The organism is Streptomyces sp. NPDC006134 (genome assembly GCF_040628835.1).
Classification (GTDB): domain Bacteria; phylum Actinomycetota; class Actinomycetes; order Streptomycetales; family Streptomycetaceae; genus Streptomyces.
Genome location: NZ_JBEXTV010000030.1, coordinates 83,551 through 106,343, shown reverse-complemented (window position 1 = coordinate 106,343; position 22,793 = coordinate 83,551). Strand labels below are relative to the sequence as shown.

Here is a 22,793-nt window from a genome sequence, read left to right as displayed (position 1 = left end):
CACGTCGGGGGGCCCGGGGGGGGGCCCCCCCCGCCCCCACCCCCCCAAACACACAACACCGACCGGGGGGGGGGGGGGCCGCCCCCCCCCCGCGCCCCCCCCCCCTCACCCATGTCCTGCCTGCCCTGCATGGCTCGCCCTGCCGCCGGCGGCCCGCCGCTCAGCCCCGCTGCCGGGACGGCCTGCGCAGGGCCGGGCGTACGGCGGCGGCACGGGCCTTCGCACCGGCCCACCAGGCCGACGCCGCCCAGACCACCCGCACGGCGGAACGCGGGGCGAACCACGCCCGCAGCCGCGTGCCGCGGCCGGCCGTGGCACGCAGCCCGGCCGTCACCCGGTGGACGTCGACGGCGAGTCCCGCCGCCGGGCGGGGCCGGGGGGCGTAGAGGACCTGCTCCACGGCGTCCGCCACCCGGTGCACTGCCGCCGCGGCCTCCGGATCCAGCCGCCCGAGCCGGACGATCCGGGCCGCGGCCTTGCGCGGGGTCTGCGACTCGTCCGGCGCGATCCCGAAGTCCCACGCCGTGTCGGCCAGCTCCTGCCAGACCGCCAGGGCGTGCAGTGCCGCGCCGGCCTCGGTGCGGCCGTGCGCCCCCAGGCGCACCGCCCGCATCCGCTGCCGCCACAGCAGCGGCGCCAGGGGGATCAGCAGGAGGACGAGAGCGCCGAGGATCCAGGCCGGCACCACGTACCACTGCGGGCCGCCGTCGTCCCGGGCCGGCGCGGCCTGCTGCGACTCGCTGACGCACGCCTGCGCCTTCTTCTGCTCCACCGTGCAGCTCTCGCTCGCCGACGGTGCGGCCGAGGGCGCCGCCGACGCCTCCTGGGACGGCTGCGCGACGTCCGGGAGCGCGGTACCGGGCACGTCCGGTGCGGTGTACGACGGTGCCGTGCCCCGGGTGGGGGTGGGCTCGAAGCGGGTCCAGCCCACGCCCTCGAAGTACAGCTCGGGCCAGGCGTGCGCGTCGCGCAGCGTCACCGACATCGAACCGTCCGCCAGCGGCGAACCCGGCGCGAAACCGACCGCCACGCGCGCCGGTATGCCCAGGGAGCGGGCCATCGCCGCCATCGCGAAGGAGAAGTGGACGCAGAAGCCCTCCTTCTCCCACAGGAACCGGGCGATCGCCTGGGAGCCGCTGCCGACCTGCACCCGGGTGTCGTACTGGAAACCGCCGGTGACCGCGAAGTACTCCTGGAGCTTGACCGCGCGGTCGTAGTCGTTCGCCGAGCCCCTGGTGACGACGCGGGCGGTGCGGGACACCACCTCCGGCAGCGAGTCGGGCAGCTCGGTGTACTCGCGCGCCAGGGCCGCAGGCGGCCTGGGCGCCCCGGCGAGCTGCTCCGCCGTCGGCTGCACCTCCAGGCTCCTGACCTCGTACGTCAGGCCCCGCGTGTTCTGCCCGTGGTCGCCGACCAGGGTCATGCCGACCGGTTCGTAGCGCCAGTTGCCGCCGACCCGCACACCGCTCGGCGGATACGGCATCGGCAGCCAGTCCTGGGCGTACCAGTCCGCGGCGGCGATCGTCGTCTCGATCCGGGCGCGCCGGATGTCGGGGCCGAGGCCGGGCGGGGCGGGGAAGGCGTCGTCCGGGACGGCGGTGATCTGCCGTCGGGACGGCTTCCAGGTGGTGCCGTCGAAGTCGTCCAGGGACACGATCCGCAGATACAGGTCGGAGAGGTTCCTGGTGCTGGTCTTCACCGACAGGACCTGGCGGTCCTCGTCCACGTTGAGACTGTCGCGCAGGGAGACCAGCGGGTTCACCGCGGAGATCGTGCCGCCGTTCCCGGAGCCGGAGCCCGCACCCGGGCCGACGCCGTCCAGCAGGCCGCCGTGCATCGTGGGCAGGGCCAGGGGCACCACCACGGCGATGCCGAGGACGACCGCGCCGATGCGGCGCCCGGTGCGGACCGGGGCGACGGCGCCGCCCGGCTCACCTCCGAGGGTGCGCGGCGTCCCGCCGAAGACCCGCCCCCACCGGGCGATCCGGTCCCGCCCCTCGGCCAGCAGCAGCATCAGGTAGCCGGTCGCCGCGAGCAGGAACCACAGCCAGTCGGTGCCGCCGTCGGACAGCCCCGCGGCCACCGAGTACAGCGCCAGCAGCGGCAGCCCGGCCGGTGCCGCGCCGCGGAAGGTCACCGCGAGCACGTCCACCAGCAGCCCGATCACCAGCACCCCGCCCACCAGCATCAGCCGGATGCCGTCGGACTCCAGCGGGGCCGGGATCGCGTACCGCGCGATGTCGTCGGCGCCCTGGCGCAGCAGGTCGCCGAAGTGGCCGAAGGCCCGGGGCCCGGGAATCAGCCAGGCGAGAGCCTGCTCGCGGGCGAAGACCAGCGTCAGCAGCACCAGCAGGGTCACGCCCTGCGCCGCCACGGTCAGCGGCCGGGCCAGCGGCACCCGCCGGCACGCCGCGCCCACCCCGGACTGGATCGCCAGCAGGACCGCGGCCTGGAGAATCCACGTGGCCGGGTCGACCAGCGGCAGCAGCGCGCAGGCCGCCATCAGCGTGGCCGCCCACGCGCACAACGCCAGCCGTCCCCGCCCGCTCATCACGCGCCCTCCCCGCCACTCGCCGCGGCGGCACCCGTGCGTTCCCGGTCCGCCAGGCGCCACAGCTCCTCCAAGGAGGCACCCCGCTCCACCCCGAGGGCCGTCCAGCCCGCCTCGCGCAGCATCCGCAGGCCCTCCCCGCTCCGGCCCGGCGGACCGGGCACACCGGCCGGTTCCCGCAGCCAGCTCCCGCTGTCCAGGACGAAGGCGACCGCGCCCCCGCTGCGCCGCCGCATCCTCGCGGCCACCGCGGCCTGTTCCTCGTCGAGGTCGCCGAAGAACGCCACCAGCAGCCCCTCGCCGCCGCCGCGCAGCACGTCGTAGGCCCGGGACAGCCCGGTGCCGTCGGAGTGGTCGATCACCGCGAGGGTGTCCATCATCAGCCCGGCCGCGTCCGCCGTCCCCTGGCCCGCCCCCGCGAACCCGTCGGCGCCCTCGCCGGGCACCGCGCTGCCGGTGTCCGTGAGCAGCCGCACCGTGAAGCCCCGCTCCAGCATGTGCACCAGCACCGACGCCGCGCCCGAGACCGCCCACTCGAAGGCGGAGTCCGGGCCCGCGCCCTCGAAGGCGGCGCCCCGGGTGTCGAGCAGCACCGTGCAGCGGGCGCGCTGCGGCTGCTCCTCGCGGCGCACCATCAGCTCGCCGTGCCGGGCGGTGGAGCGCCAGTGCACGCGCCGCAGGTCGTCGCCGTAGCGGTACCCGCGCGGGATCACGTCGTCCTCGCCCGCCAGCGCCAGTGAACGCTGCCGCCCGTCGCCGTACCCCTTGGCCTCGCCGCCGAAGCGCACCGGCGGCAGCGGCACCACGCGCGGGATCACGGTCAGGGTGTCCTGCGCCGAGAAGGACCGGGTCAGCTCGCACATCCCGAACGGGTCGGTCAGCCGCAGCTGGAGCGGCCCCAGCGGATAGCGGCCGCGCAGGTCGGAGCGGACCCGGTAGGACACCTCGCGCCGGCCGCCCGCCTCGACCCGGTCGAGCACGAAGCGGGGGCGCGGCCCGAGCACGTAGGGCACCCGGTCCTGGAGCATCAGCAGGCCGGTGGGCAGCCGCGAGACGTTCTCCACGCGCAGGTGGACCCGGGCCTCGCCGGTGGCGGGGACCCGCGCGGGGGAGAGGCGGCGGCTGCCCGCGACCCGGTAGCGGGTGCGGTACAGCACGGTCGCGCACACCAGCGGCAGCACCGCCAGCAGCAGCCCGACCCGGAGCAGGTCGCTCTGGCCGAGGGCGTAGGCGCACACGGCGGCGGCGACGCCGGCGGCCAGGAAGGAGCGCCCGCGCGTGGTCAGGCCCGCCAGGGCGGTGCGCACACCGCTGCGGCCCCCCCGGCCGTCCTCCGCCTGCCCCGTCCCCCCGGCGGACATCACAGCCTCCGCGGCGTCTGCCGGCCGTACGCCGGGCCACCGGGGGCCAGGCCGTAGCCGCTCGGCTGCGGGGGCGCCGCGGGCACCGGGGTGCGCTGGAGGATCTCCTGCACGACCTGCTCGGCGGTACGGCGGTCGAGCTGGGCCTGGGCGGTGGGCAGCAGCCGGTGGGCCAGGACGGCGACGGCGAGGGCCTGCACGTCGTCCGGCAGTGCGTACTCCCGGCCGCTCAGGGCGGCGGACGCCTTCGCCGCGCGCAGCAGGTGCAGCGTGGCCCGCGGGGAGGCGCCGAGTCTGAGGTCGGGGTGGGTGCGCGTGGCGGCGACCAGCTCCACGGCGTACCGCCGCACCGGCTCGGCGACGTGGACGCCCCGGACCGCCTCGATCAGCTTCACGATCTCGTGTGCGTGCGCCACCGGCTGCAGGTCCTCCAGCGGCGAGACGCCGCCGTGCACGTCCAGCATCCGCAGCTCGGCCTCCGCGCTGGGGTACCCCACCGAGACCCGCGCCATGAAACGGTCGCGCTGAGCCTCCGGCAGCGGATAGGTGCCCTCCATCTCGACCGGGTTCTGCGTCGCCACCACCATGAAGGGGCTGGGCAGCTCGTAGGTCTGGCCGTCGATGGTGACCTGCCGCTCCTCCATCGACTCCAGCAGCGCGGACTGCGTCTTGGGCGAGGCGCGGTTGATCTCGTCGCCGATCACGACCTGCGCGAAGATCGCGCCCGGCTTGAACTCGAAGTCCCGGCGCTGCTGGTCCCAGATGGACACGCCGGTGATGTCCGACGGCAGCAGGTCGGGCGTGAACTGGATGCGCCGCACCGAGCAGTCGATCGACCGTGCCAGCGCCTTGGCGAGCATGGTCTTGCCGACCCCGGGGACGTCCTCGATCAGCAGGTGTCCCTCGGCGAGCAGCACGGTCAGCGAAAGCCGTACGACCTCGGGCTTGCCCTCGATCACGCCCTCCACCGAACCGCGCACGCGCTCGACCACAGCGGTCAGGTCTTCCCCCACTCCCGAACTCACTCGGGTGGGGGCACCCCCATGGCTCGCTCGATCGTCATAGGTCGTCACCCGGCCCTCCTCGGCCCTTCCCCGCGCTCGCCAAGGAGCAAGGGGTACCCCAGCTTTCCGGACCGGTGCGCGACGCTGCGGACCGGCCCGCCCCGAAACACGGACACCACGCGTGAATGGTTCCGCGCGACGCCACTCCCCGCATTCTTGCTGCCGTTACCGATTCGTGTCACTCGCCTGTGGACAACTGCCCGCGATATGTCGGCTCTTCAGGCCTTTTGCGGCGCTCGTGCGGCGGGGTGTTCCGGGGCGGGAGGGACGGTCAGACGGGGGTGACCTCGCGCAGCAGGCCCGTCTTCACGTCGTAGACGAAGCCGCGCACGTCGTCGGTGTGCGGCAGGAACGGCGAGGTGCGCACCCGCTCGATCGACTGCCGCACGTCCTGGTCGACGTCCTTGAAGGAGTCCACCGCCCAGGCGGGGCGCTGGCCGACCTCGTGCTCCAGCTCGGCGCGGAAGTCCTCGGTGAGGGTCTCCATGCCGCAGCCCGTGTGGTGGACCAGGACCACGCTGCGGGTGCCCAGCTTGCGCTGGCTGATGGTCAGGGAGCGGAGCACGTCGTCGGTGACGACACCGCCCGCGTTGCGGATGACATGGCAGTCGCCGTTGCGCAGGCCGAGCGCGGCGGTCACGTCCAGACGCGCGTCCATGCAGGCCACGACGGCGGTGCGCAGAGCGGGGCGGGAGTCCAGAGCGGCGTCGGCGAAGGCGGCGGCGTACCGGGTGTTCGCCTCCAGGAAGCGGTCGGTGGCGGAGCCGCCGTCCAGGGCGGCCTCGGAGCCGGCGGGAACCGATGCAGAGTTCGTCATGGGTAAAACCGTACTGGCCAGGCATCCTCCCGGTCCGCACGAGGGGGGACGAACGGAGGACGGGCAGGGGGCGGGGCCGTGACGGTGGGCGCGAAGCGGCGGAGGCCGTCAGCGGGGCGCGCGGCCCGCTGGTCCCCAGGAGTGGTGCGCCTTCACCCGTTCGGGTGGTATCGCGGGCCGTGCCGCTCCCCGGCCCACGGCTTCCGCGACGCGCAGGCCGGTTGATTGACCGGGCGACACGGTGGACTAAAGTGACGCGAAGCGGGAGGCGAGGCTCTCCCCGCTGGACTGAATTTCACGGAGACCCCGGCGCCGCTGCCGGAGACTTCCCACGTGCGCGGCGCGTACGTACGGCTCGGCCTCCCCCCGCTCCCGGTCGGCTGACGCTTCCGGCGCCGGCGGGCCGTCTCCACCGCACGAGCGGGCGGGGACCCGGCGGTGCGTACCGCTCGCCGGACCTGAGAGGCCCCCTTGAGCCAGAGTCGACACGTCCCGGTGATGCTCCAGCGCTGCCTGGACCTGCTGGCACCCGCCCTGACGGAGCCGGGGGCCGTGGTCGTCGACTGCACGCTCGGCCTCGGCGGGCACAGCGAGGCACTGCTGCGGCGGTTCCCCGAGGCGCGGCTCGTCGCCCTGGACCGCGACAAGGAGGCCCTGCGCCTGTCCGGCGAGCGCCTCGCGCCCTACGGGGAGCGCGCCACCCTGGTGCACGCCGTCTACGACGAGCTGCCGGACGTCCTCGGCCGGCTCGGCATCCCGCGCGTGCAGGGCGTCCTGTTCGACCTGGGCGTCTCCTCCATGCAGCTCGACGAGGCAGGCCGCGGCTTCGCCTATGCGCAGGACGCCCCGCTCGACATGCGCATGGACCAGACCACCGGCATCAGCGCCGCCGAGGTCCTCAACACCTACCCGCCGGGCGAGCTGGTGCGGATCCTGCGCGCCTACGGCGAAGAGAAGCAGGCCAAGCGGATCGTCGCCGCGATCGTGCGCGAGCGCGAGAAGGAGCCGTTCACCACCAGCGCCCGCCTGGTGGAGCTGATCCGCGACGCGCTGCCGCAGGCCGCCAAGCGCACCGGCGGCAACCCGGCCAAGCGCACCTTCCAGGCGCTGCGCATCGAGGTCAACGGCGAGCTGTCCGTCCTGGAGCGGGCGATCCCGGCCGCCGTCAAGGCGCTCGCCGTGGGCGGGCGGATCGCGGTGCTGTCGTACCACTCCCTGGAGGACCGGCTGGTCAAGCAGGTCTTCGCGGCCGGCGCCGCGAACACCGCCCCGCCCGGCCTGCCGGTCGTCCCCGAGCGCTACCAGCCCCGGCTCAAGCTGCTCACCCGCGGTGCCGAACTTCCCACCGAGGAGGAGATCGCCGAGAACCGGCGAGCGGCGCCGGCCCGGCTGCGCGGGGCCCAGCGCATCAGGGAGGACGCCGAGTGAACCGGGCGCAGGCGCGGCGCCCCGGCCGGGAGGGGAGCGCGTGAGCGGGAAGAAAACCGAACTGAAGGGGAGGGCGGCCAGGCTCGCCCGGCTCCTCCCGCCGAGCGGCGGACAGGCGGCCCGTGCCCCCTTCGTCCTCCTCGTCGTCGTCCTTCTCGGCGGCGGCCTCATCGGGCTGCTGGTGCTGAACTCCGCCCTGAGCGAGGGCTCCTTCCAGCTCGACGACCTGAAGGAGGAGACCAAGAGCCTCACCGACGAGGAGCAGTCCCTCCAGCGGGACATCGACGCCTACTCCGCCCCGCAGGCCCTGCTGCGCCGCGCCCGCGAGCTCGGCATGGTGCCCGGCGGCGACCCGGCGTTCCTGGAGCCGGACGGCACCGTCAAGGGCGTCCCCAGCCCCGCCCCCGCCGCGGCCACCCCGCTCGTCCTCGCCCCCGAGGCCCTCACCGCGACCGCCCCGGCCGCCCCGCCCATGCCCTCCACGACCCCTGGCAGGTGACGGAAGTGGTCGACGACTTCGGCAGGCAACCGCCGCGCCGCCGCGTGCCCGGGCCCGCCCGCCCGGCCCGCCCCGGCGCCCAGCACCGTCCCGGCACCCAGCGCCGTCCCGGCACCCAGCGCCGTCCGGGCCCCGGCGCCCGCCCGGCCCGCCGCCCGGCCCCGCCCCGCCAGGCCGCCTCGCGCCCCCTGAAGCTGGGCAGCCCCCGCCCCCGGCTGCGGATGATCGGCCTGGCGCTGACCCTGGTCATGTCCGCCTTCGTCGTACGGCTGCTGCAGGTGCAGGCCGTCGACGCGAGCACGTACGCCGCCAAGGCCGAACAGAACCGGTACGTCGTCCACACCCTGCCCGCCGAGCGCGGCGGCATCACCGACCGCAACGGCGTCGCCCTCGCGTCCACCGTGGACGCCTACGACATCACCGCCGACCCGACGATGTTCACGCGCGAGCAGCTGAAGATCGGTGACGGGCCGGAACAGGCCGCCGCCCTCCTCGCCCCGATCCTCGGCGAGGACCAGGAGGCGCTGGCCGCCAGGCTCCGCCCGAAGAACAAGGAGCTGCGCTACGTCCGGCTCGCCCGCGGCAAGACCCCCGAGGTCTGGAACCAGATCAAGGACCTGAAGACCGCGCTCGTCAAGAAGGCCGAGAAGGACGACTCCGCCGTCAACGTCCTCGCGGGCGTCTTCGCCGACCCCAGCAGCAAGCGGATCTACCCCAACGGCGACCTCGCCGCCGGGATCCTGGGCTGGGTCAACGCCGAGGGCGAGGGCAGCGGCGGCCTGGAGCGGAAGCTGGACGAGACGCTGGCCGGCGAGGACGGCGAGATCCGCTACGCCCAGTCCGGCGGCCGTCAGGTGCCCACGATCGGCGCCAACGAGACGCCCGCCGTGCCCGGCAGCGACGTCGAGCTCACCATCGACCGCGACATCCAGTGGGCCGCCCAGCACGCCATCACCGAGCAGGTGGAGGAGTCCGAGGCGGACGGCGGTTACGTCATCGTCCAGGACACCCGCACCGGCGAGATCCTCGCCATGGCGAACTCGCCCGGCTTCGACCCGAACAACCTCTCGGAGGCCGACCCGGCCGCGCTCGGCAACGCGGCGCTCCAGGACGCCTACGAGCCCGGCTCCACCGCCAAGGTGATGTCGATGGCGGCCGTGCTGGAGGAGAACGCGGCCACGCCGACGACCCATGTCGTCGTGCCCAACCGGCTGCACCGCGGCGACCGGCTCTTCAAGGACGACGTCGACCACCCGACCTGGTACCTCACGCTCAACGGCGTGCTCGCCAAGTCCAGCAACATCGGCACCATCCTGGCCACCGGGCAGCTCGGCAAGACCCAGCGGGAGGCCAACCAGGTCCTGTACTCCTACCTGCGCAAGTTCGGCCTCGGCAGCTACAGCGGGCTCGGCTTCCCCGGCGAGACCAAGGGCATCCTCGCGCCCCCCGACCAGTGGTCGACCTCGCAGCAGTACACGATTCCTTTCGGCCAGGGCGTGTCCATCAACGCGATGCAGGCGGCGTCCGTCTACTCGACCATCGCCAACGGCGGCGTCCGCGTCGAGCCCACGCTCGTGCGCGGCACCAAGGGCCCCGACGGGCGCTTCACCCCCGCCCCCGAGCCCGAGAAGACGCGGGTGGTCAGTGAGAAGACGGCGAAGACCCTGTCCCGCATGCTGGAGTCCGTCGTGGACGACGAGGAGGGCACCGGCACCAAGGCGCGCATCCCCGGCTACCGGGTGGCGGGCAAGACCGGTACCGCCAACCGAGTGGATCCGGCCACCGGCAAGTACCGCGGCTACACGTCGTCGTTCGCCGGGTTCGCGCCCGCCGACAAGCCCCGCGTCACCGTCTACTGCGCCATCCAGAACGCCACCAAGGGCAGCTACTTCGGCGGCCAGATCTGCGGCCCCGTCTACAAGCAGGTGATGGAGTTCGCCCTGAAGACCCTCCAGGTCCCGCCGACCGGCGCCGCCCCAGCGAAGCTCCCGGTCACCTTCAGACCCTGATCAGCACCGATGCAGTCAGACCCTGCTCAGCACCGATGCAGTACCGAGCCACCAGGAACCACCTCGTGACAACGATCACCCCCGATTCCGGGAACCAGGAAGCCCCCCGCCCCTCACTTCGCCCGGAAGCGGGTGCGCCCGGTACGCTCACCGCCGTGCCACACGCTGATCAGTCCCAAACCACCCAGAAGGGCCAACCCGTGACATATCCGGGACCGCCCCGGCCGGTGCAGGTCTCCGCCACACCCCTCGCGGAACTCGCCGATCAGCTGGGTGTCACCGCGCCGGAGAAGAACGCCGAGGTCACGGGCGTCACCCACGACTCGCGCGCCGTCCGGCCCGGCGACCTGTACGCCGCCCTGCCCGGGGCCCGCGCCCACGGCGCCGACTTCGTCGCCCAGGCCGCCGGCCTCGGTGCCGCCGCCGTGCTGACCGACCCGTCCGGCGCCGAGCGCGCCGCCGCCACCGGTCTGCCGGTCCTCGTCGTCGACGACCCGCGCGGGCGCATGGGCGAGCTGGCGGCCACGATCTACGGCCACCCGGGCCGCGATCTGCTCCAGATCGGCATCACCGGCACCTCCGGCAAGACCACCACCGCCTACCTCGTCGAGGGCGGCCTGCGGACGGCGAAGACCACCGGTCTCGTCGGCACGGTCGAGATGCGCATCGGCGACGAGCGCATCAAGTCCGAGCGCACCACCCCCGAGGCCACCGACCTCCAGGCCCTCTTCGCGGTCATGCGCGAACGCGGCACCGAGGCGGTCGCCATGGAGGTCTCCAGCCACGCCCTCGTCCTCGGTCGGGTCGACGGCTGCGTCTTCGACGTCGCCGTCTTCACCAACCTCAGCCCGGAGCACATGGAGTTCCACTCCGGCATGGAGGACTACTTCCAGGCCAAGGCGCAGCTGTTCACGCCGCGGCGCAGCAGGCTGGGCGTGGTCAACGTGGACGACGAGTACGGCCGCCGGCTCGCCGGGGAGGCGACCGTCCCGGTCGTCACCTACTCCGCCGAGGGCCACCCGGACGCCGACTGGCGGGCCGAGGACGTGCGGGTCGGGCCGATGGACTCGACGTTCACCGTGACCGGCCCGAAGGGCGAGCGGATCTCCGCCCGCTCGCCGCTGGCCGGCCCCTTCAACGTGGCGAACACCCTCGCCGCGATCGCCGCCCTCGCCGCCGCCGGCCTCGACCCGCAGGCCGCCGCCGACGGCGTCGCCGCCGTGCCGGGCGTGCCGGGCCGGCTGGAGCGCGTGGACGCCGGCCAGCCGTACCTCGCGGTGGTCGACTACGCCCACAAGACCGACGCCGTCGAGTCCGTGCTGCGTGCCCTGCGCAAGGTCACCGAGGGCCGGCTGCACGTCGTCCTCGGCTGCGGCGGCGACCGGGACACCACCAAGCGCGCCCCGATGGGCGCCGCCGCGGCCCGGCTCGCCGACACCGCCGTACTGACCTCCGACAACCCCCGCTCCGAGGACCCCCTCGCCATCCTCGCCACCATGCTCCAGGGCGCGGCCTCCGTGCCCGCGCACGAGCGCGGCGAGGTCCAGGTCTTCGAGGACCGGGCCGCCGCCATCGCCGCCGCCGTCGCCCGCGCGCAGCCGGGCGACACCGTGCTGGTGGCGGGCAAGGGCCACGAGCAGGGCCAGGACATCGCCGGGGTGGTCCGTCCCTTCGACGACCGCCAGGTGCTTCGCGAAGCAATCCAGAAAACCCAGGGATGAACTTGTGATCGCCCTCTCTCTCGCCGAGATCGCAGACGTCGTCGGCGGGCAGACGCACGACATACCGGATCCGTCCGTCCAGGTCACCGGACCGGTCGTCCGGGACTCCCGCGAGGCGGAGCCCGGCAGCCTCTTCGTCGCCTTCGCCGGCGAGCGCGTGGACGGCCACGACTTCGCGCGGGCCGTCGTCGAGGCGGGAGCGGTGGCCGTGCTCGGCACCCGCCCCGTCGGCGTGCCCGCGATCGTCGTGGACGACGTCCAGGCCGCCCTCGGCGCCCTCGCCCGGCACGTCGTACGCCGCCTCGGCGCCACCCTCGTGGGCCTCACCGGCTCCGCGGGCAAGACCAGCACCAAGGACCTCCTCGCCCAGGTGCTGCGCCGCAAGGCGCCGACGGTGTTCACGCCGGGCTCGCTCAACAACGAGATCGGGCTGCCGCTGACCGCGCTGAGCGCCACCGAAGAGACGAGGTTCCTCGTCCTGGAGATGGGCGCCCGCGGCATCGGCCACATCCGGTACCTGACCGAACTCACCCCCCCGAAGATCGGTCTCGTCCTCAACGTCGGCTCCGCCCACATCGGCGAGTTCGGCGGCCGCGAGCAGATCGCCCAGGCCAAGGGCGAACTCGTCGAGGCGCTTCCGGAGGACGGCGCGGCGATCCTCAACGCGGACGACCCCTACGTACGCGCCATGGCCTCCCGAACGAAGGCGAAGGTGATCCTTTTCGGAGAGTCCGACGAAGCGGACGTTCGCGCCGAGAACGTGCGACTCACGGACACCGGTCAGCCCTCCTTCAGGCTTCACACACCCTCCGGTGCAAGCGATGTGACCATGCGCCTGTACGGTGAGCATCACGTGTCGAACGCGCTCGCCGCCGCCGCCGTCGCCCACGAGCTGGGCATGTCCGCAGACGAGATCGCCGTCGCGCTCTCCGAGGCGGGCTCCCTCTCCCGCTGGCGGATGGAGGTCACCGAGCGCCCGGACGGCGTGACGATCGTCAACGACGCCTACAACGCGAACCCCGAGTCCGTGCGGGCCGCCCTGCGCGCGCTGGCAGCCATGGCCAAGGGACGCCGTACGTGGGCGGTGCTCGGCAAGATGGCCGAGCTCGGGGACGAGGCGCTCGCCGAGCACGACGCGGTCGGACGGCTCGCCGTCCGGCTCAACGTCAGCAAGCTCGTCGCGGTCGGGGGCAGGGAAGCCCAATGGCTGCAACTGGGCGCATATAACGAGGGTTCGTGGGGTGAGGAGTCGGTGCACGTGTCCGACGCACAGGCGGCGGTCGACCTGTTGCGCAGCGAGTTGCGCCCGGGAGACGTCGTACTCGTGAAGGCGTCCCGTTCGGTCGGGCTCGAGAAGGTGGCCGAGGCGCTGCTCGAGACCGGTGCCGAGGGTGAGGTCGCAGCCCGATGATGAATCAGATCCTGTTCGCGGGTGTCATCGGTCTGTTCCTGACCCTGGTCGGCACACCGCTGCTGATCAAGCTGCTCGCGCGCAAGGGGTACGGCCAGTACATCCGTGACGACGGCCCGCGCGAGCACGCCAGCAAGCGCGGTACGCCGACCATGGGCGGCATCGCCTTCATCCTGGCGACGGTCGCCGCCTACTTCCTCAGCAAGGTGATCAGCGGCGAGCCGCCGCGGTACTCCGGCGTGCTGGTGCTGGGCCTGATGGTCGGCATGGGCCTGGTCGGCTTCCTCGACGACTACATCAAGATCGTCAAGCGGCGCTCGCTGGGCCTGCGGGCCAAGGCGAAGATGGCCGGCCAGCTCATCGTCGGCATCGCCTTCGCGGTGCTCTCGCTGCAGTTCGCGGACTCCCGCGGCAACACCCCGGCCTCCACCAAGCTGTCGTTCATCACGGACTTCGGCTGGACCATCGGCCCGGTGCTCTTCGTGGTCTGGGCGCTGTTCATGATCCTGGCGATGTCGAACGGCGTGAACCTCACCGACGGCCTGGACGGCCTGGCCACCGGCGCCTCCGTCCTCGTCTTCGGCGCCTACACCTTCATCGGCGTCTGGCAGTTCCAGGAGTCGTGCGCCAACGCCATGACGCTGACCAACCCGGGCGCCTGCTACGAGGTGCGCGACCCGCTCGACCTCGCGGTCGTCTCCTCCGCGCTGATGGGCGCCTGCCTCGGCTTCCTGTGGTGGAACACCTCGCCGGCCAAGATCTTCATGGGCGACACCGGTTCGCTCGCGCTCGGCGGCGTGCTCGCGGGCCTGGCGATCTGCTCGCGCACCGAGCTGCTGCTCGCCATCCTCGGCGGCCTGTTCGTCCTGATCACCATGTCCGTGGTGATCCAGGTCGGCTCCTTCCGCCTCACCGGCAAGCGCGTCTTCCGGATGGCGCCACTCCAGCACCACTTCGAACTCAAGGGCTGGTCCGAAGTCCTGGTGGTGGTCCGCTTCTGGATCATCCAGGGCATCTGTGTGATCGTCGGACTGGGCCTCTTCTACGCGGGATGGGCGGCCGACAAGTGACCGACTGGCAGGGAAAGCACGTCACCGTCGCCGGACTCGGCGTCTCCGGGGTCCCCGCGGCCAAGGTCCTCCACGGCCTCGGCGCGCACGTCACCGTCGTCAACGACGGCGACGACGAACGGGCCCGGGCCCAGGCGGCCGAGCTGGAGGCCCTCGGGATCACCGTGCGCCTCGGCGACGGCGACACCCTGCCCGAGGCCACCGAGCTGATCGTCACCGCGCCCGGCTGGAAGCCGGACAAGCCGCTGTTCGCGGCGGCCGAGCGGGCCGGGGTCCCGGTCTGGGGCGACGTCGAACTGGCCTGGCGCCTGCGCGGCCCCGACGCCGCCCCCTGGCTCGCCGTCACCGGCACCAACGGCAAGACGACGACCGTCCAGATGCTCGCCTCCATCCTGACGGCGGCCGGCCTGCGCACGGCCGCCGTCGGCAACATCGGCGTCTCGCTGCTGGACGCCGTCACCGGCGAGGAGCACTACGACGTCCTGGCCGTGGAGCTGTCCAGCTACCAGCTCCACTGGGCGCCCTCCGTGCGCGCCCACTCGGCCGCCGTCCTCAACCTCGCCCCCGACCACCTCGACTGGCACGGCTCCATGGAGGCGTACGCGCGCGACAAGGGCCGCATCTACGAGGGCAACCGCGTCGCCTGCGTCTACAACGTCGCCGACAAGGCCACCGAGGACCTGGTCCGCGAGGCCGACGTCGAGGAGGGCTGCCGGGCCGTCGGCTTCACCCTGGGCACGCCCGGCCCCTCCCAACTCGGCGTCGTGGAGGGCCTCCTGGTCGACCGCGCCTTCGTCGAGGACCGGCACAGGAACGCCCAGGAGCTCGCCGAGGTCTCCGACGTCCACCCGCCGGCGCCGCACAACATCGCCAACGCCCTCGCGGCGGCGGCCCTCGCGCGCGCCTTCGGCGTGCCCGCCACGGCCGTACGGGACGGCCTGCGGGCCTTCCGGCCGGACGCCCACCGCATCGCGCACGTGGCGGACGTGGACGGAGTGGCGTACGTCGACGACTCCAAGGCCACCAACACCCACGCCGCCGAAGCCTCGTTGGCGGCGTACGAGTCGGTCGTGTGGATCGCCGGCGGGCTCGCCAAGGGCGCGACCTTCGACGAACTGGTCGCGGGCGCGGCGAAGCGGCTGCGCGGGGCCGTCCTCATCGGCGCCGACCGCGCCCTGATCCGCGAAGCCCTGGCGCGACACGCCCCGGAGGTACCCGTCGTCGACCTCGACCGGACCGACACTGGGGCGATGCTCCAGGCCGTCCAGGAGGCGCGGCGGCTCGCCCGGCCCGGCGACACGGTGCTGCTGGCCCCGGCGTGCGCCTCCATGGACATGTTCGCCAACTACAACAAGCGCGGTGACGCGTTCGCGCAGGCCGTCCGCGAACTCGGCGCCTGACCCGGCCGCCTGCGCCGGGCGACCTTGGGAGGGACGCGTGGGACCGTCGAGGCCGACGTACGACGGAGGCTGCGATGCCCGGTAGCCGCACCGGGCGTCCGCCCGCGCAGCGGGCCGTCAAACGGCCCGTCGCGCCGGGGCCGTCGCGTGAGAACGCCCTCCTGCGCCTGCACACCCGCGCGCGCCGCGCCTGGGACCGGCCGCTGACCGCGTACTACCTGATCCTCGGCGGCAGCCTGCTGATCACCGTGCTCGGCCTGGTGATGGTCTACTCGGCCTCGCAGATCACCGCGCTGCAACTGTCCCTGCCCGGCTCGTACTTCTTCCGCAAGCAGTTCCTGGCGGCCCTGATCGGCGGCGCCCTGATGTTCGCCGCCTCCCGGATGCCGGTGAAGCTGCACCGGGCGCTGGCCTACCCGATCCTGGCCGGCGCGATCTTCCTGATGGCGCTGGTGCAGGTGCCCGGGATCGGCATGTCGGTCAACGGCAACCAGAACTGGATCTCCATCGGGGGACCCTTCCAGCTCCAGCCCAGCGAGTTCGGCAAGCTGGCGCTGGTGCTGTGGGGCGCCGACCTGCTCGCCCGCAAGCAGGACAAGCGGCTGCTGGCGCAGTGGAAGCACATGCTGGTGCCGCTGGTGCCGCTCGCCTTCCTGCTGCTCGGGCTGATCATGCTCGGCGGCGACATGGGCACCGCGATCATTCTCACAGCGATCCTGTTCGGCCTGCTGTGGCTCGCGGGCGCGCCCACGCGGCTGTTCGCCGGTGTGCTGTCGGTCGCCGCGCTGCTCGGTGTGATCCTCATCAAGACCAGCCCCAACCGCATGGCGCGGCTCGGCTGCCTCGGCGAGACCGACCCCGGCCCGGGCGACGCCTGCTGGCAGGCCGCGCACGGCATCTACGCCCTCGCCTCGGGCGGACTGTTCGGATCCGGCCTCGGCGCCAGTGTGGAAAAATGGGGCCAACTCCCCGAAGCGCACACCGACTTCATCTTCGCCGTCACCGGTGAGGAACTGGGTCTGGCGGGGACGCTGTCGGTGCTCGCCCTCTTCGCGGCTCTAGGCTATGCGGGTATCCGCGTGGCCGGACGCACGGAGGACCCCTTCGTGAGGTATGCCGCGGGAGGCGTGACCACCTGGATCACGGCCCAGGCCGTGATCAACATCGGTGCGGTGCTCGGTCTGCTGCCGATCGCCGGTGTCCCCCTCCCGCTGTTCTCCTACGGGGGATCCGCCCTGCTGCCGACCATGTTCGCCATCGGGCTGCTGATCGCGTTCGCGCGCGACGAGCCCGCTGCGCGGGCGGCGCTTGCGATGCGGCAACCTCGCTTTGGTAAAAAGCGGGGGGCCAGGGGCCCGCAGGGGCCTCGGAGATGGAACACGATGCGACGGCGCACCTCGGCGGTGCGCACGTCCGGAGAGCGGTGAATTTCGGTGCATGTCGTCCTCGCCGGTGGAGGCACCGCCGGCCACATCGAGCCCGCGCTCGCCCTCGCGGACGCCCTGCGCAGGCAGGACCCGACGGTGGGGATCACGGCCCTGGGCACGGAGCGCGGCCTGGAGACCCGGCTCGTGCCCGAGCGGGGCTACGAGCTGGCGCTCATCCCGGCCGTGCCGCTGCCCCGCAAGCCCACCCCCGAGCTGATCACCGTCCCGGGCCGGCTGCGCGGCACCATCAAGGCGGCCGAGCAGATCCTGGAGCGCACCAAGGCGGACGTCGTGGTCGGCTTCGGCGGCTACGTCGCCCTGCCCGGCTACCTCGCGGCCAAGCGGCTGGGCGTGCCGATCGTCATCCACGAGGCCAACGCCCGCCCCGGTCTCGCCAACAAGATCGGCTCCCGGTACGCCGCCCAGGTCGCCGTCTCCACCCCCGACAGCAAGCTGCGCGGCGCCCGGTACATCGGCATCCCGCTGCGCCGCACCATCGCGACCCTGGACCGGGCCGCCGTGCGCCCCGAGGCCCGCGCCGCCTTCGGGCTCGACCCCAACCTGCCGACGCTGCTGGTCTCCGGCGGCTCGCAGGGCGCCCGCCGCCTCAACGAGGTCGTCCAGCAGGTCGCGCCCTGGCTCCAGCAGGCCGGCATCCAGATCCTGCACGCGGTCGGCCCGAAGAACGAACTGCCGCAGGTGCACCAGATGCCGGGGATGCCCCCGTACATCCCGGTAAGTTATCTGGACCGGATGGACCTCGCGTACGCCGCGGCCGACATGATGCTCTGCCGCGCGGGCGCGATGACCGTCGCCGAACTCTCCGCCGTCGGGCTCCCGGCCGCCTACGTCCCGCTGCCCATCGGCAACGGCGAGCAGCGGCTGAACGCCCAGCCGGTGGTCAAGGCCGGCGGCGGTCTGCTGGTCGACGACGCGGACCTCACCCCGGAGTGGGTGCAGCAGAACGTCCTGCCCGTGCTCGCCGACCCGCACCGGCTGTACGAGATGTCCCGCGCCGCCGCCGAGTTCGGCCGCAGGGACGCCGACGACCTGCTCGTCGGCATGGTGTACGAGGCGATCGCCGCCGGTCGCGCACACCGCTAGGCACGGATGACGGAGGGCAGGGAGCGTGGCCGGAACGACCACCGCCGAACGCGGTGAACGCCGGCGGGAGTCGTCCGGCCCGCCCCGCACGCGGCGCCCGAGGGCTCCCCGCCTTCGTACGATCGTCGTTCTGGCGGTCGCCCTGCTGCTCGCCGGCGCCGGGACCGGCTGGGTCCTGTACGGCTCCGACTGGCTGCGCGTGGAACGCGTCTCGGTCTCCGGCACACGGGTTCTGACACCCGCTCAGGTACGCGAGGCCGCCGACGTCCCCGTCGGGGACCCGTTGATTTCCGTCGACACCGAGGCGGTCGAAGCCCGCCTGCTGAGAAATTCGCTCCGAATCGACGCCGTTGACGTGGTTCGTTCCTGGCCGGACGACATCAGGCTGAAAGTGACCGAACGTACCCCGGTTCTTCTGGTGCGAAAAGGCAGGAACTTCGTCGAAGTGGACGATGAAGGTGTCCGATTCGCCACGGTTTCCCGCGCCCCGAAAGGCGTGCCCCTGCTGGAATTGGCGCTTTCCCGCCAGGGTCCGGCCGCGGCCAGTCTGCGCCGCTTCGGGGAGGACCGGCTGGTGCGCGAGGCGGTACGGGTCGCCGGCCGGATCCCGGCCGCGGTCGCCCGCGACACGCAGGTCGTCAAGGTCCGTTCGTACGACGACATCTCGCTCCGGCTGCGTGACGGCCGGACCGTGGTCTGGGGGAGCGGGGAGAAGAGCGCGGAGAAGGCCCGCGCGCTGACCGCCCTGATGAAAGCCGAGCCCCGCGCGCGGCACTTCGACGTGAGTGCCCCCACGGCCCCGGCGTCAGCGGGGAGTTGACGCGCATCCGTGCAGGCCAGCACCCTGGTTGGGCGCCGCTATGGCTGATCACATAGGGTGAAAAGAAAAACGGGAGGTTCGGCGTGTTCGTTGAACGCGCGCCACTTGTCGACTTAGTGTCCTGTTCAGAAGACTTCAGGGAACAGACACACTGGTAACCCTAAACTTCAGGGTTAGGGTTCGGGTCGGCGATACGGACCGTCCCATTCGGCATCAGTCGTCGGGTCTCGGACGCAGCGCGTCACGAGGGACCGACGACACGTAACTCGAGGCGAGAGGCCTTCGACGTGGCAGCACCGCAGAACTACCTCGCAGTCATCAAAGTCATCGGTGTCGGCGGCGGTGGTGTCAATGCCATCAACCGGATGATCGAGGTCGGTCTCAAGGGCGTCGAGTTCATCGCCATCAACACCGACGCGCAAGCTCTGTTGATGAGCGACGCCGACGTCAAGCTGGACGTCGGCCGTGAACTCACCCGCGGACTCGGCGCCGGAGCCAACCCGGCCGTCGGCCGCAAGGCCGCCGAGGACCACCGCGAGGAGATCGAGGAGGTCCTCAAGGGGGCCGACATGGTCTTCGTGACAGCCGGTGAAGGCGGCGGCACCGGCACCGGCGGCGCGCCCGTCGTGGCCAACATCGCACGCTCGCTGGGCGCCCTCACCATCGGCGTGGTCACGCGCCCGTTCACCTTCGAGGGGCGGCGCCGCGCGAACCAGGCCGAGGACGGCATCGCCGAGCTCCGTGAAGAGGTCGACACCCTCATCGTCATCCCCAACGACCGGCTGCTGTCCATCTCGGACCGCCAGGTCAGCGTGCTCGACGCGTTCAAGTCCGCCGACCAGGTGCTGCTGTCCGGTGTGCAGGGCATCACCGACCTCATCACCACCCCCGGCCTGATCAACCTGGACTTCGCCGACGTGAAGTCGGTCATGTCCGAGGCCGGTTCGGCCCTCATGGGCATCGGCTCGGCCCGCGGCGACGACCGCGCGGTGGCCGCGGCCGAGATGGCGATCTCCTCGCCGCTCCTTGAGGCGTCCATCGACGGCGCCCGGGGCGTGCTGCTCTCCATCTCCGGCGGCTCCGACCTCGGCCTGTTCGAGATCAACGAGGCGGCCCAGCTGGTCAGCGAGGCCGCCCACCCCGAGGCCAACATCATCTTCGGCGCGGTGATCGACGACGCCCTCGGCGACGAGGTGCGGGTCACCGTGATCGCGGCCGGCTTCGACGGCGGCCAGCCGCCGGCCCGCCGGGACAACGTCCTCGGCTCGGCCTCGGCCCCGTCCGCCCCCGCCGCCCCCCGGCGCGAGGAGCCCGCGCCGGCCCGGCAGACCGAGAGCCGCCCGACCTTCGGCTCGCTCGGCAGCGTCAAGCCGAAGGAGGAGCCCGAGCCTCCGGCCCCCGAGCCGGTGACCGATCTGCCGCCGGTCGCCCCGCCCCCGGTCCCGCCGACGCGGACCTACGCGGACAGCGCGGCCGAGGAACTGGACGTGCCGGACTTCCTCAAGTGATAGGACAGCGCGACACCGTGAACGGCGCGCACTTCGCCTTCACCGACCGGTGGGGCGGGGTGAGCGCCGTTCCGTACGAGGAGCTCAATCTCGGCGGTGCGGTCGGCGACGACCCCGCCGCCGTCACCGCCAACCGCAAACTGGCCGCCACCTCCCTCGGCCTCGACGCGGCCCGCGTGGTCTGGATGAACCAGGTGCACGGCGCCGACGTCGCCGTGGTCGACGGCCCCTGGGGGGACGGCCCGGTTCCCCGGGTGGACGCGCTCGTCACCGCCGAGCGGGGTCTCGCCCTCGCCGTCCTCACCGCCGACTGCGTGCCCGTCCTGCTCGCCGACCCCGTCGCGGGGGTCGCCGCCGCGGCCCACGCGGGCCGGCCCGGCATGGTCGCCGGGGTCGTCCCCGCCGCCGTGCGGGCCATGACCGGACTCGGCGCCGACCCCGCCCGGATCGTCGCCCGCACCGGACCCGCCGTGTGCGGGCGGTGCTACGAGGTGCCGGAGGCGATGCGCGCCGAGGTGGCCGCCGTCGAGCCGGCGGCGCACGCCGAGACGAGCTGGGGCACGCCGGCGGTCGACGTGAGCGCCGGGGTGCACGCACAGCTTCAGCGCCTCGGGGTGCGCGACCGGGCGCATTCGCCGGTGTGCACGCTGGAGTCGCACGACCACTTCTCGTACCGCCGCGACCGCACCACCGGGCGGCTCGCGGGCTATGTCTGGCTGGACTGATGGGGCATGACGGACCGTAAGGACGAACTCGCCGCGAACCTGGCGAAGGTGGAGGAGCGCATCGCCGCCGCGTGTGCGGCCGCGGGGCGCCCCCGCGAGGACGTGACCCTGATCGTGGTCACCAAGACCTACCCGGCGAGCGACGTGCGGATCCTCGCCGAGCTCGGCGTCCGCCACGTCGCCGAGAACCGCGACCAGGACGCGGCCCCGAAGGCCGCCGCATGTGCGGATCTGCCCCTTACCTGGCATTTTGTCGGCCAGTTGCAGACCAACAAGGTGCGTTCCGTGGTCGGTTACGCGCATCACGTGCAGTCCGTCGATCGTTCCAAGCTCGTCACAGTTCTGTCGAAGGAGGCCGTGCGGGCCGGGCGCGAGGTGGGGTGCCTCATCCAGGTCGCCCTCGACGCCGGCGAGAGCGGGCGCGGGGAGCGCGGGGGCGTGGCCCCCGGGGGAATCGAAGAGTTGGCCGACCTCGTCGCCCGGTCCCCGGGGCTGCGGCTCGACGGGCTGATGACCGTCGCCCCGCTCACCGGCGAGTACGCCGGGCGCCAACAGGCGGCGTTCGAGCGGCTCATGGATTTGTCGACCGACCTGCGCCGAGTCCATCCGGCTGCGAACATGGTCTCGGCAGGAATGAGCGCGGACCTCGAACAGGCCGTGGCCGCCGGGGCGACACATGTACGCGTCGGCACCGCGGTACTCGGAGTCCGCCCCAGGCTCGGGTAACGTCGCCAAGAAGTCGGACCACAGCAGAAAATATGGTCAATGCCGCCGAAAGGCGGACGTAACGACCTCGTGGATCGCGGGCACTTGGCAGTCGTCAGCCGATCCACCACAGAGCGGAGGACTCAGAGCATGGCCGGCGCGATGCGCAAGATGGCGGTCTACCTCGGCCTCGTGGAGGACGATGGGTACGACGGCCGGGGGTTCGACCCCGACGACGACTTCGAGCCCGAACTGGACCCGGAGCCGGAGCGGGACCACCGGCGGCACGAACCGTCACATCAGTCGCACGGCTCACATCAGCCTCAAAGGGACGAAGAGGTGCGAGTCGTCCAGCCGCCCGCGCCGCGCGAGCCGGTCTCCCGCGTCGCTTCGCTCCCCGCGGAATCCGGGCGCCCGGCGCGTATCGCGCCCGTGGCATCCATCACACAAGAACGCGCAAGCCTGGAGAAGAACGCACCGGTGATCATGCCCAAGGTCGTGTCGGAACGAGAGCCTTACCGGATCACCACGCTCCACCCGCGGACCTACAACGAGGCCCGTACTATCGGGGAACACTTCCGTGAGGGCACCCCGGTGATCATGAATCTGACCGAGATGGACGACACGGACGCCAAGCGGCTGGTCGACTTCGCGGCCGGTCTGGTGTTCGGTCTTCACGGCAGCATCGAGCGGGTGACGCAGAAGGTGTTCCTGTTGTCTCCTGCTAACGTCGATGTCACGGCGGAGGACAAGGCCCGCATCGCAGAGGGCGGGTTCTTCAACCAGAGCTGAGACGCATTACCGGTGAGAGCAAGGGTCCGAGGTTGGATCAGGGGAGAGGGAAGCACAGGTCATGAGCGTGGTCCTGGATGTCGTCTACATCGCGCTGATGTGCTTCCTCATCGTGCTCATCTTCCGGTTGGTCATGGACTACGTCTTCCAGTTCGCCCGCTCGTGGCAACCCGGCAAGGCGATGGTGGTCGTTCTGGAGGCCACCTACACTGTCACCGATCCACCGCTGAAGCTTCTGCGGCGGGTCATCCCGCCGCTGCGTCTCGGGGGCGTGGCGCTCGACCTGTCCTTCTTCGTACTGATGATCATCGTCTACATCCTGATCTCGATCGTGAGCCGGCTGTGAGCGATGTGAACTACGGTCTTGCCGAATGCCGACGA

The 22,793-nt window shown here is 72.5% G+C and carries 19 protein-coding genes; 15 read left to right on the top strand and 4 right to left on the bottom strand.

The genetic code is table 11. The features are described 5' to 3' along the window. Positions 1-160: 160 nt before the first annotated feature. From ABZ340_RS20900 to ABZ340_RS20885, 4 genes are all read right to left on the bottom strand, one after another. Positions 161-2,551 (bottom strand): DUF3488 and transglutaminase-like domain-containing protein, encoded by a 2,391-nt coding sequence (locus tag ABZ340_RS20900; RefSeq protein WP_358783288.1) that lies wholly within the window; start codon positions 2,549-2,551, stop codon positions 161-163. Continuing rightward, positions 2,551-3,912 carry a DUF58 domain-containing protein gene (locus tag ABZ340_RS20895; RefSeq protein WP_358783287.1) on the bottom strand — a complete coding sequence of 454 codons (1,362 nt, stop codon included), beginning with the start codon at positions 3,910-3,912 and terminating at the stop codon, positions 2,551-2,553. The genes ABZ340_RS20900 and ABZ340_RS20895 overlap by 1 nt, the downstream gene beginning before the upstream one ends. Continuing rightward, complete coding sequence (locus tag ABZ340_RS20890; RefSeq protein WP_358783286.1) at positions 3,912-4,925, bottom strand: MoxR family ATPase; 1,014 nt, start codon at positions 4,923-4,925, stop codon at positions 3,912-3,914. The genes ABZ340_RS20895 and ABZ340_RS20890 overlap by 1 nt, the downstream gene beginning before the upstream one ends. A gap of 322 nt (positions 4,926-5,247) precedes the next feature. Beyond that, a complete protein-coding gene (locus tag ABZ340_RS20885) occupies positions 5,248-5,793 on the bottom strand; it encodes a carbonic anhydrase (RefSeq protein WP_358783285.1) in 546 nt (181 codons plus the stop codon). Between the two features lie 471 nt (positions 5,794-6,264). On the opposite strand from ABZ340_RS20885, the gene rsmH reads away from it, so the two are divergent. The 15 genes from rsmH to ABZ340_RS20810 all read left to right on the top strand — a co-directional run bounded on the left by rsmH (position 6,265) and on the right by ABZ340_RS20810 (position 22,758). Continuing rightward, positions 6,265-7,221, top strand: a complete 957-nt coding sequence (gene rsmH, locus ABZ340_RS20880) for a 16S rRNA (cytosine(1402)-N(4))-methyltransferase RsmH (protein WP_358783284.1) — start codon at positions 6,265-6,267, stop codon at positions 7,219-7,221. Between the two features lie 40 nt (positions 7,222-7,261). Then, a complete protein-coding gene (locus ABZ340_RS20875) occupies positions 7,262-7,720 on the top strand; it encodes a hypothetical protein (protein WP_358783283.1) in 459 nt (152 codons plus the stop codon). Then, positions 7,717-9,729, top strand: a complete 2,013-nt coding sequence (locus ABZ340_RS20870; RefSeq protein ID WP_358783282.1) for a penicillin-binding protein 2 — start codon at positions 7,717-7,719, stop codon at positions 9,727-9,729. Before ABZ340_RS20875 ends, ABZ340_RS20870 begins: the two co-directional genes overlap by 4 nt. 200 nt (positions 9,730-9,929) lie before the next feature. After that, the gene (locus ABZ340_RS20865; RefSeq protein WP_358783281.1) at positions 9,930-11,450 is read left to right on the top strand and encodes a UDP-N-acetylmuramoyl-L-alanyl-D-glutamate--2,6-diaminopimelate ligase; all 1,521 of its coding nucleotides are present in this window, start codon (positions 9,930-9,932) and stop codon (positions 11,448-11,450) included. 4 nt (positions 11,451-11,454) lie between these two features. Continuing rightward, positions 11,455-12,861 (top strand): UDP-N-acetylmuramoyl-tripeptide--D-alanyl-D-alanine ligase, encoded by a 1,407-nt coding sequence (gene murF, locus ABZ340_RS20860; RefSeq protein WP_358783280.1) that lies wholly within the window; start codon positions 11,455-11,457, stop codon positions 12,859-12,861. Then, positions 12,858-13,931, top strand: coding sequence for a phospho-N-acetylmuramoyl-pentapeptide-transferase (mraY, locus tag ABZ340_RS20855; protein ID WP_358783279.1), 1,074 nt, complete (start codon positions 12,858-12,860; stop codon positions 13,929-13,931). Before murF ends, mraY begins: the two co-directional genes overlap by 4 nt. Next, the gene (gene murD, locus ABZ340_RS20850; protein WP_358783278.1) at positions 13,913-15,331 is read left to right on the top strand and encodes a UDP-N-acetylmuramoyl-L-alanine--D-glutamate ligase; all 1,419 of its coding nucleotides are present in this window, start codon (positions 13,913-13,915) and stop codon (positions 15,329-15,331) included. Before mraY ends, murD begins: the two co-directional genes overlap by 19 nt. A gap of 74 nt (positions 15,332-15,405) precedes the next feature. Continuing rightward, positions 15,406-16,758: a putative lipid II flippase FtsW gene (gene ftsW / locus ABZ340_RS20845; protein ID WP_358783277.1), complete on the top strand. Its 1,353-nt coding sequence runs from the start codon at positions 15,406-15,408 to the stop codon at positions 16,756-16,758. A 6-nt stretch (positions 16,759-16,764) separates the two neighbouring features. Further along, positions 16,765-17,862, top strand: coding sequence for an undecaprenyldiphospho-muramoylpentapeptide beta-N-acetylglucosaminyltransferase (gene murG / locus ABZ340_RS20840; RefSeq protein ID WP_358783276.1), 1,098 nt, complete (start codon positions 16,765-16,767; stop codon positions 17,860-17,862). Positions 17,863-17,887: 25 nt separating this feature from the next. Beyond that, the gene (locus ABZ340_RS20835) at positions 17,888-18,682 is read left to right on the top strand and encodes an FtsQ-type POTRA domain-containing protein (protein WP_358783275.1); all 795 of its coding nucleotides are present in this window, start codon (positions 17,888-17,890) and stop codon (positions 18,680-18,682) included. Positions 18,683-18,969: 287 nt separating this feature from the next. Further along, entirely contained in the window at positions 18,970-20,190 is a 1,221-nt protein-coding gene (gene ftsZ / locus ABZ340_RS20830; RefSeq protein ID WP_358783274.1) for a cell division protein FtsZ, read from the top strand. Continuing rightward, complete coding sequence (gene pgeF, locus ABZ340_RS20825; RefSeq protein ID WP_358783273.1) at positions 20,187-20,915, top strand: peptidoglycan editing factor PgeF; 729 nt, start codon at positions 20,187-20,189, stop codon at positions 20,913-20,915. Before ftsZ ends, pgeF begins: the two co-directional genes overlap by 4 nt. Positions 20,916-20,921: 6 nt before the next feature. Then, positions 20,922-21,641 carry a YggS family pyridoxal phosphate-dependent enzyme gene (locus ABZ340_RS20820; RefSeq protein WP_358783272.1) on the top strand — a complete coding sequence of 240 codons (720 nt, stop codon included), beginning with the start codon at positions 20,922-20,924 and terminating at the stop codon, positions 21,639-21,641. 129 nt (positions 21,642-21,770) lie between these two features. Further along, entirely contained in the window at positions 21,771-22,412 is a 642-nt protein-coding gene (gene sepF / locus ABZ340_RS20815) for a cell division protein SepF (protein WP_358783271.1), read from the top strand. Between the two features lie 61 nt (positions 22,413-22,473). Continuing rightward, complete coding sequence (locus ABZ340_RS20810) at positions 22,474-22,758, top strand: YggT family protein (protein WP_030248691.1); 285 nt, start codon at positions 22,474-22,476, stop codon at positions 22,756-22,758. Positions 22,759-22,793: the final 35 nt, after the last annotated feature.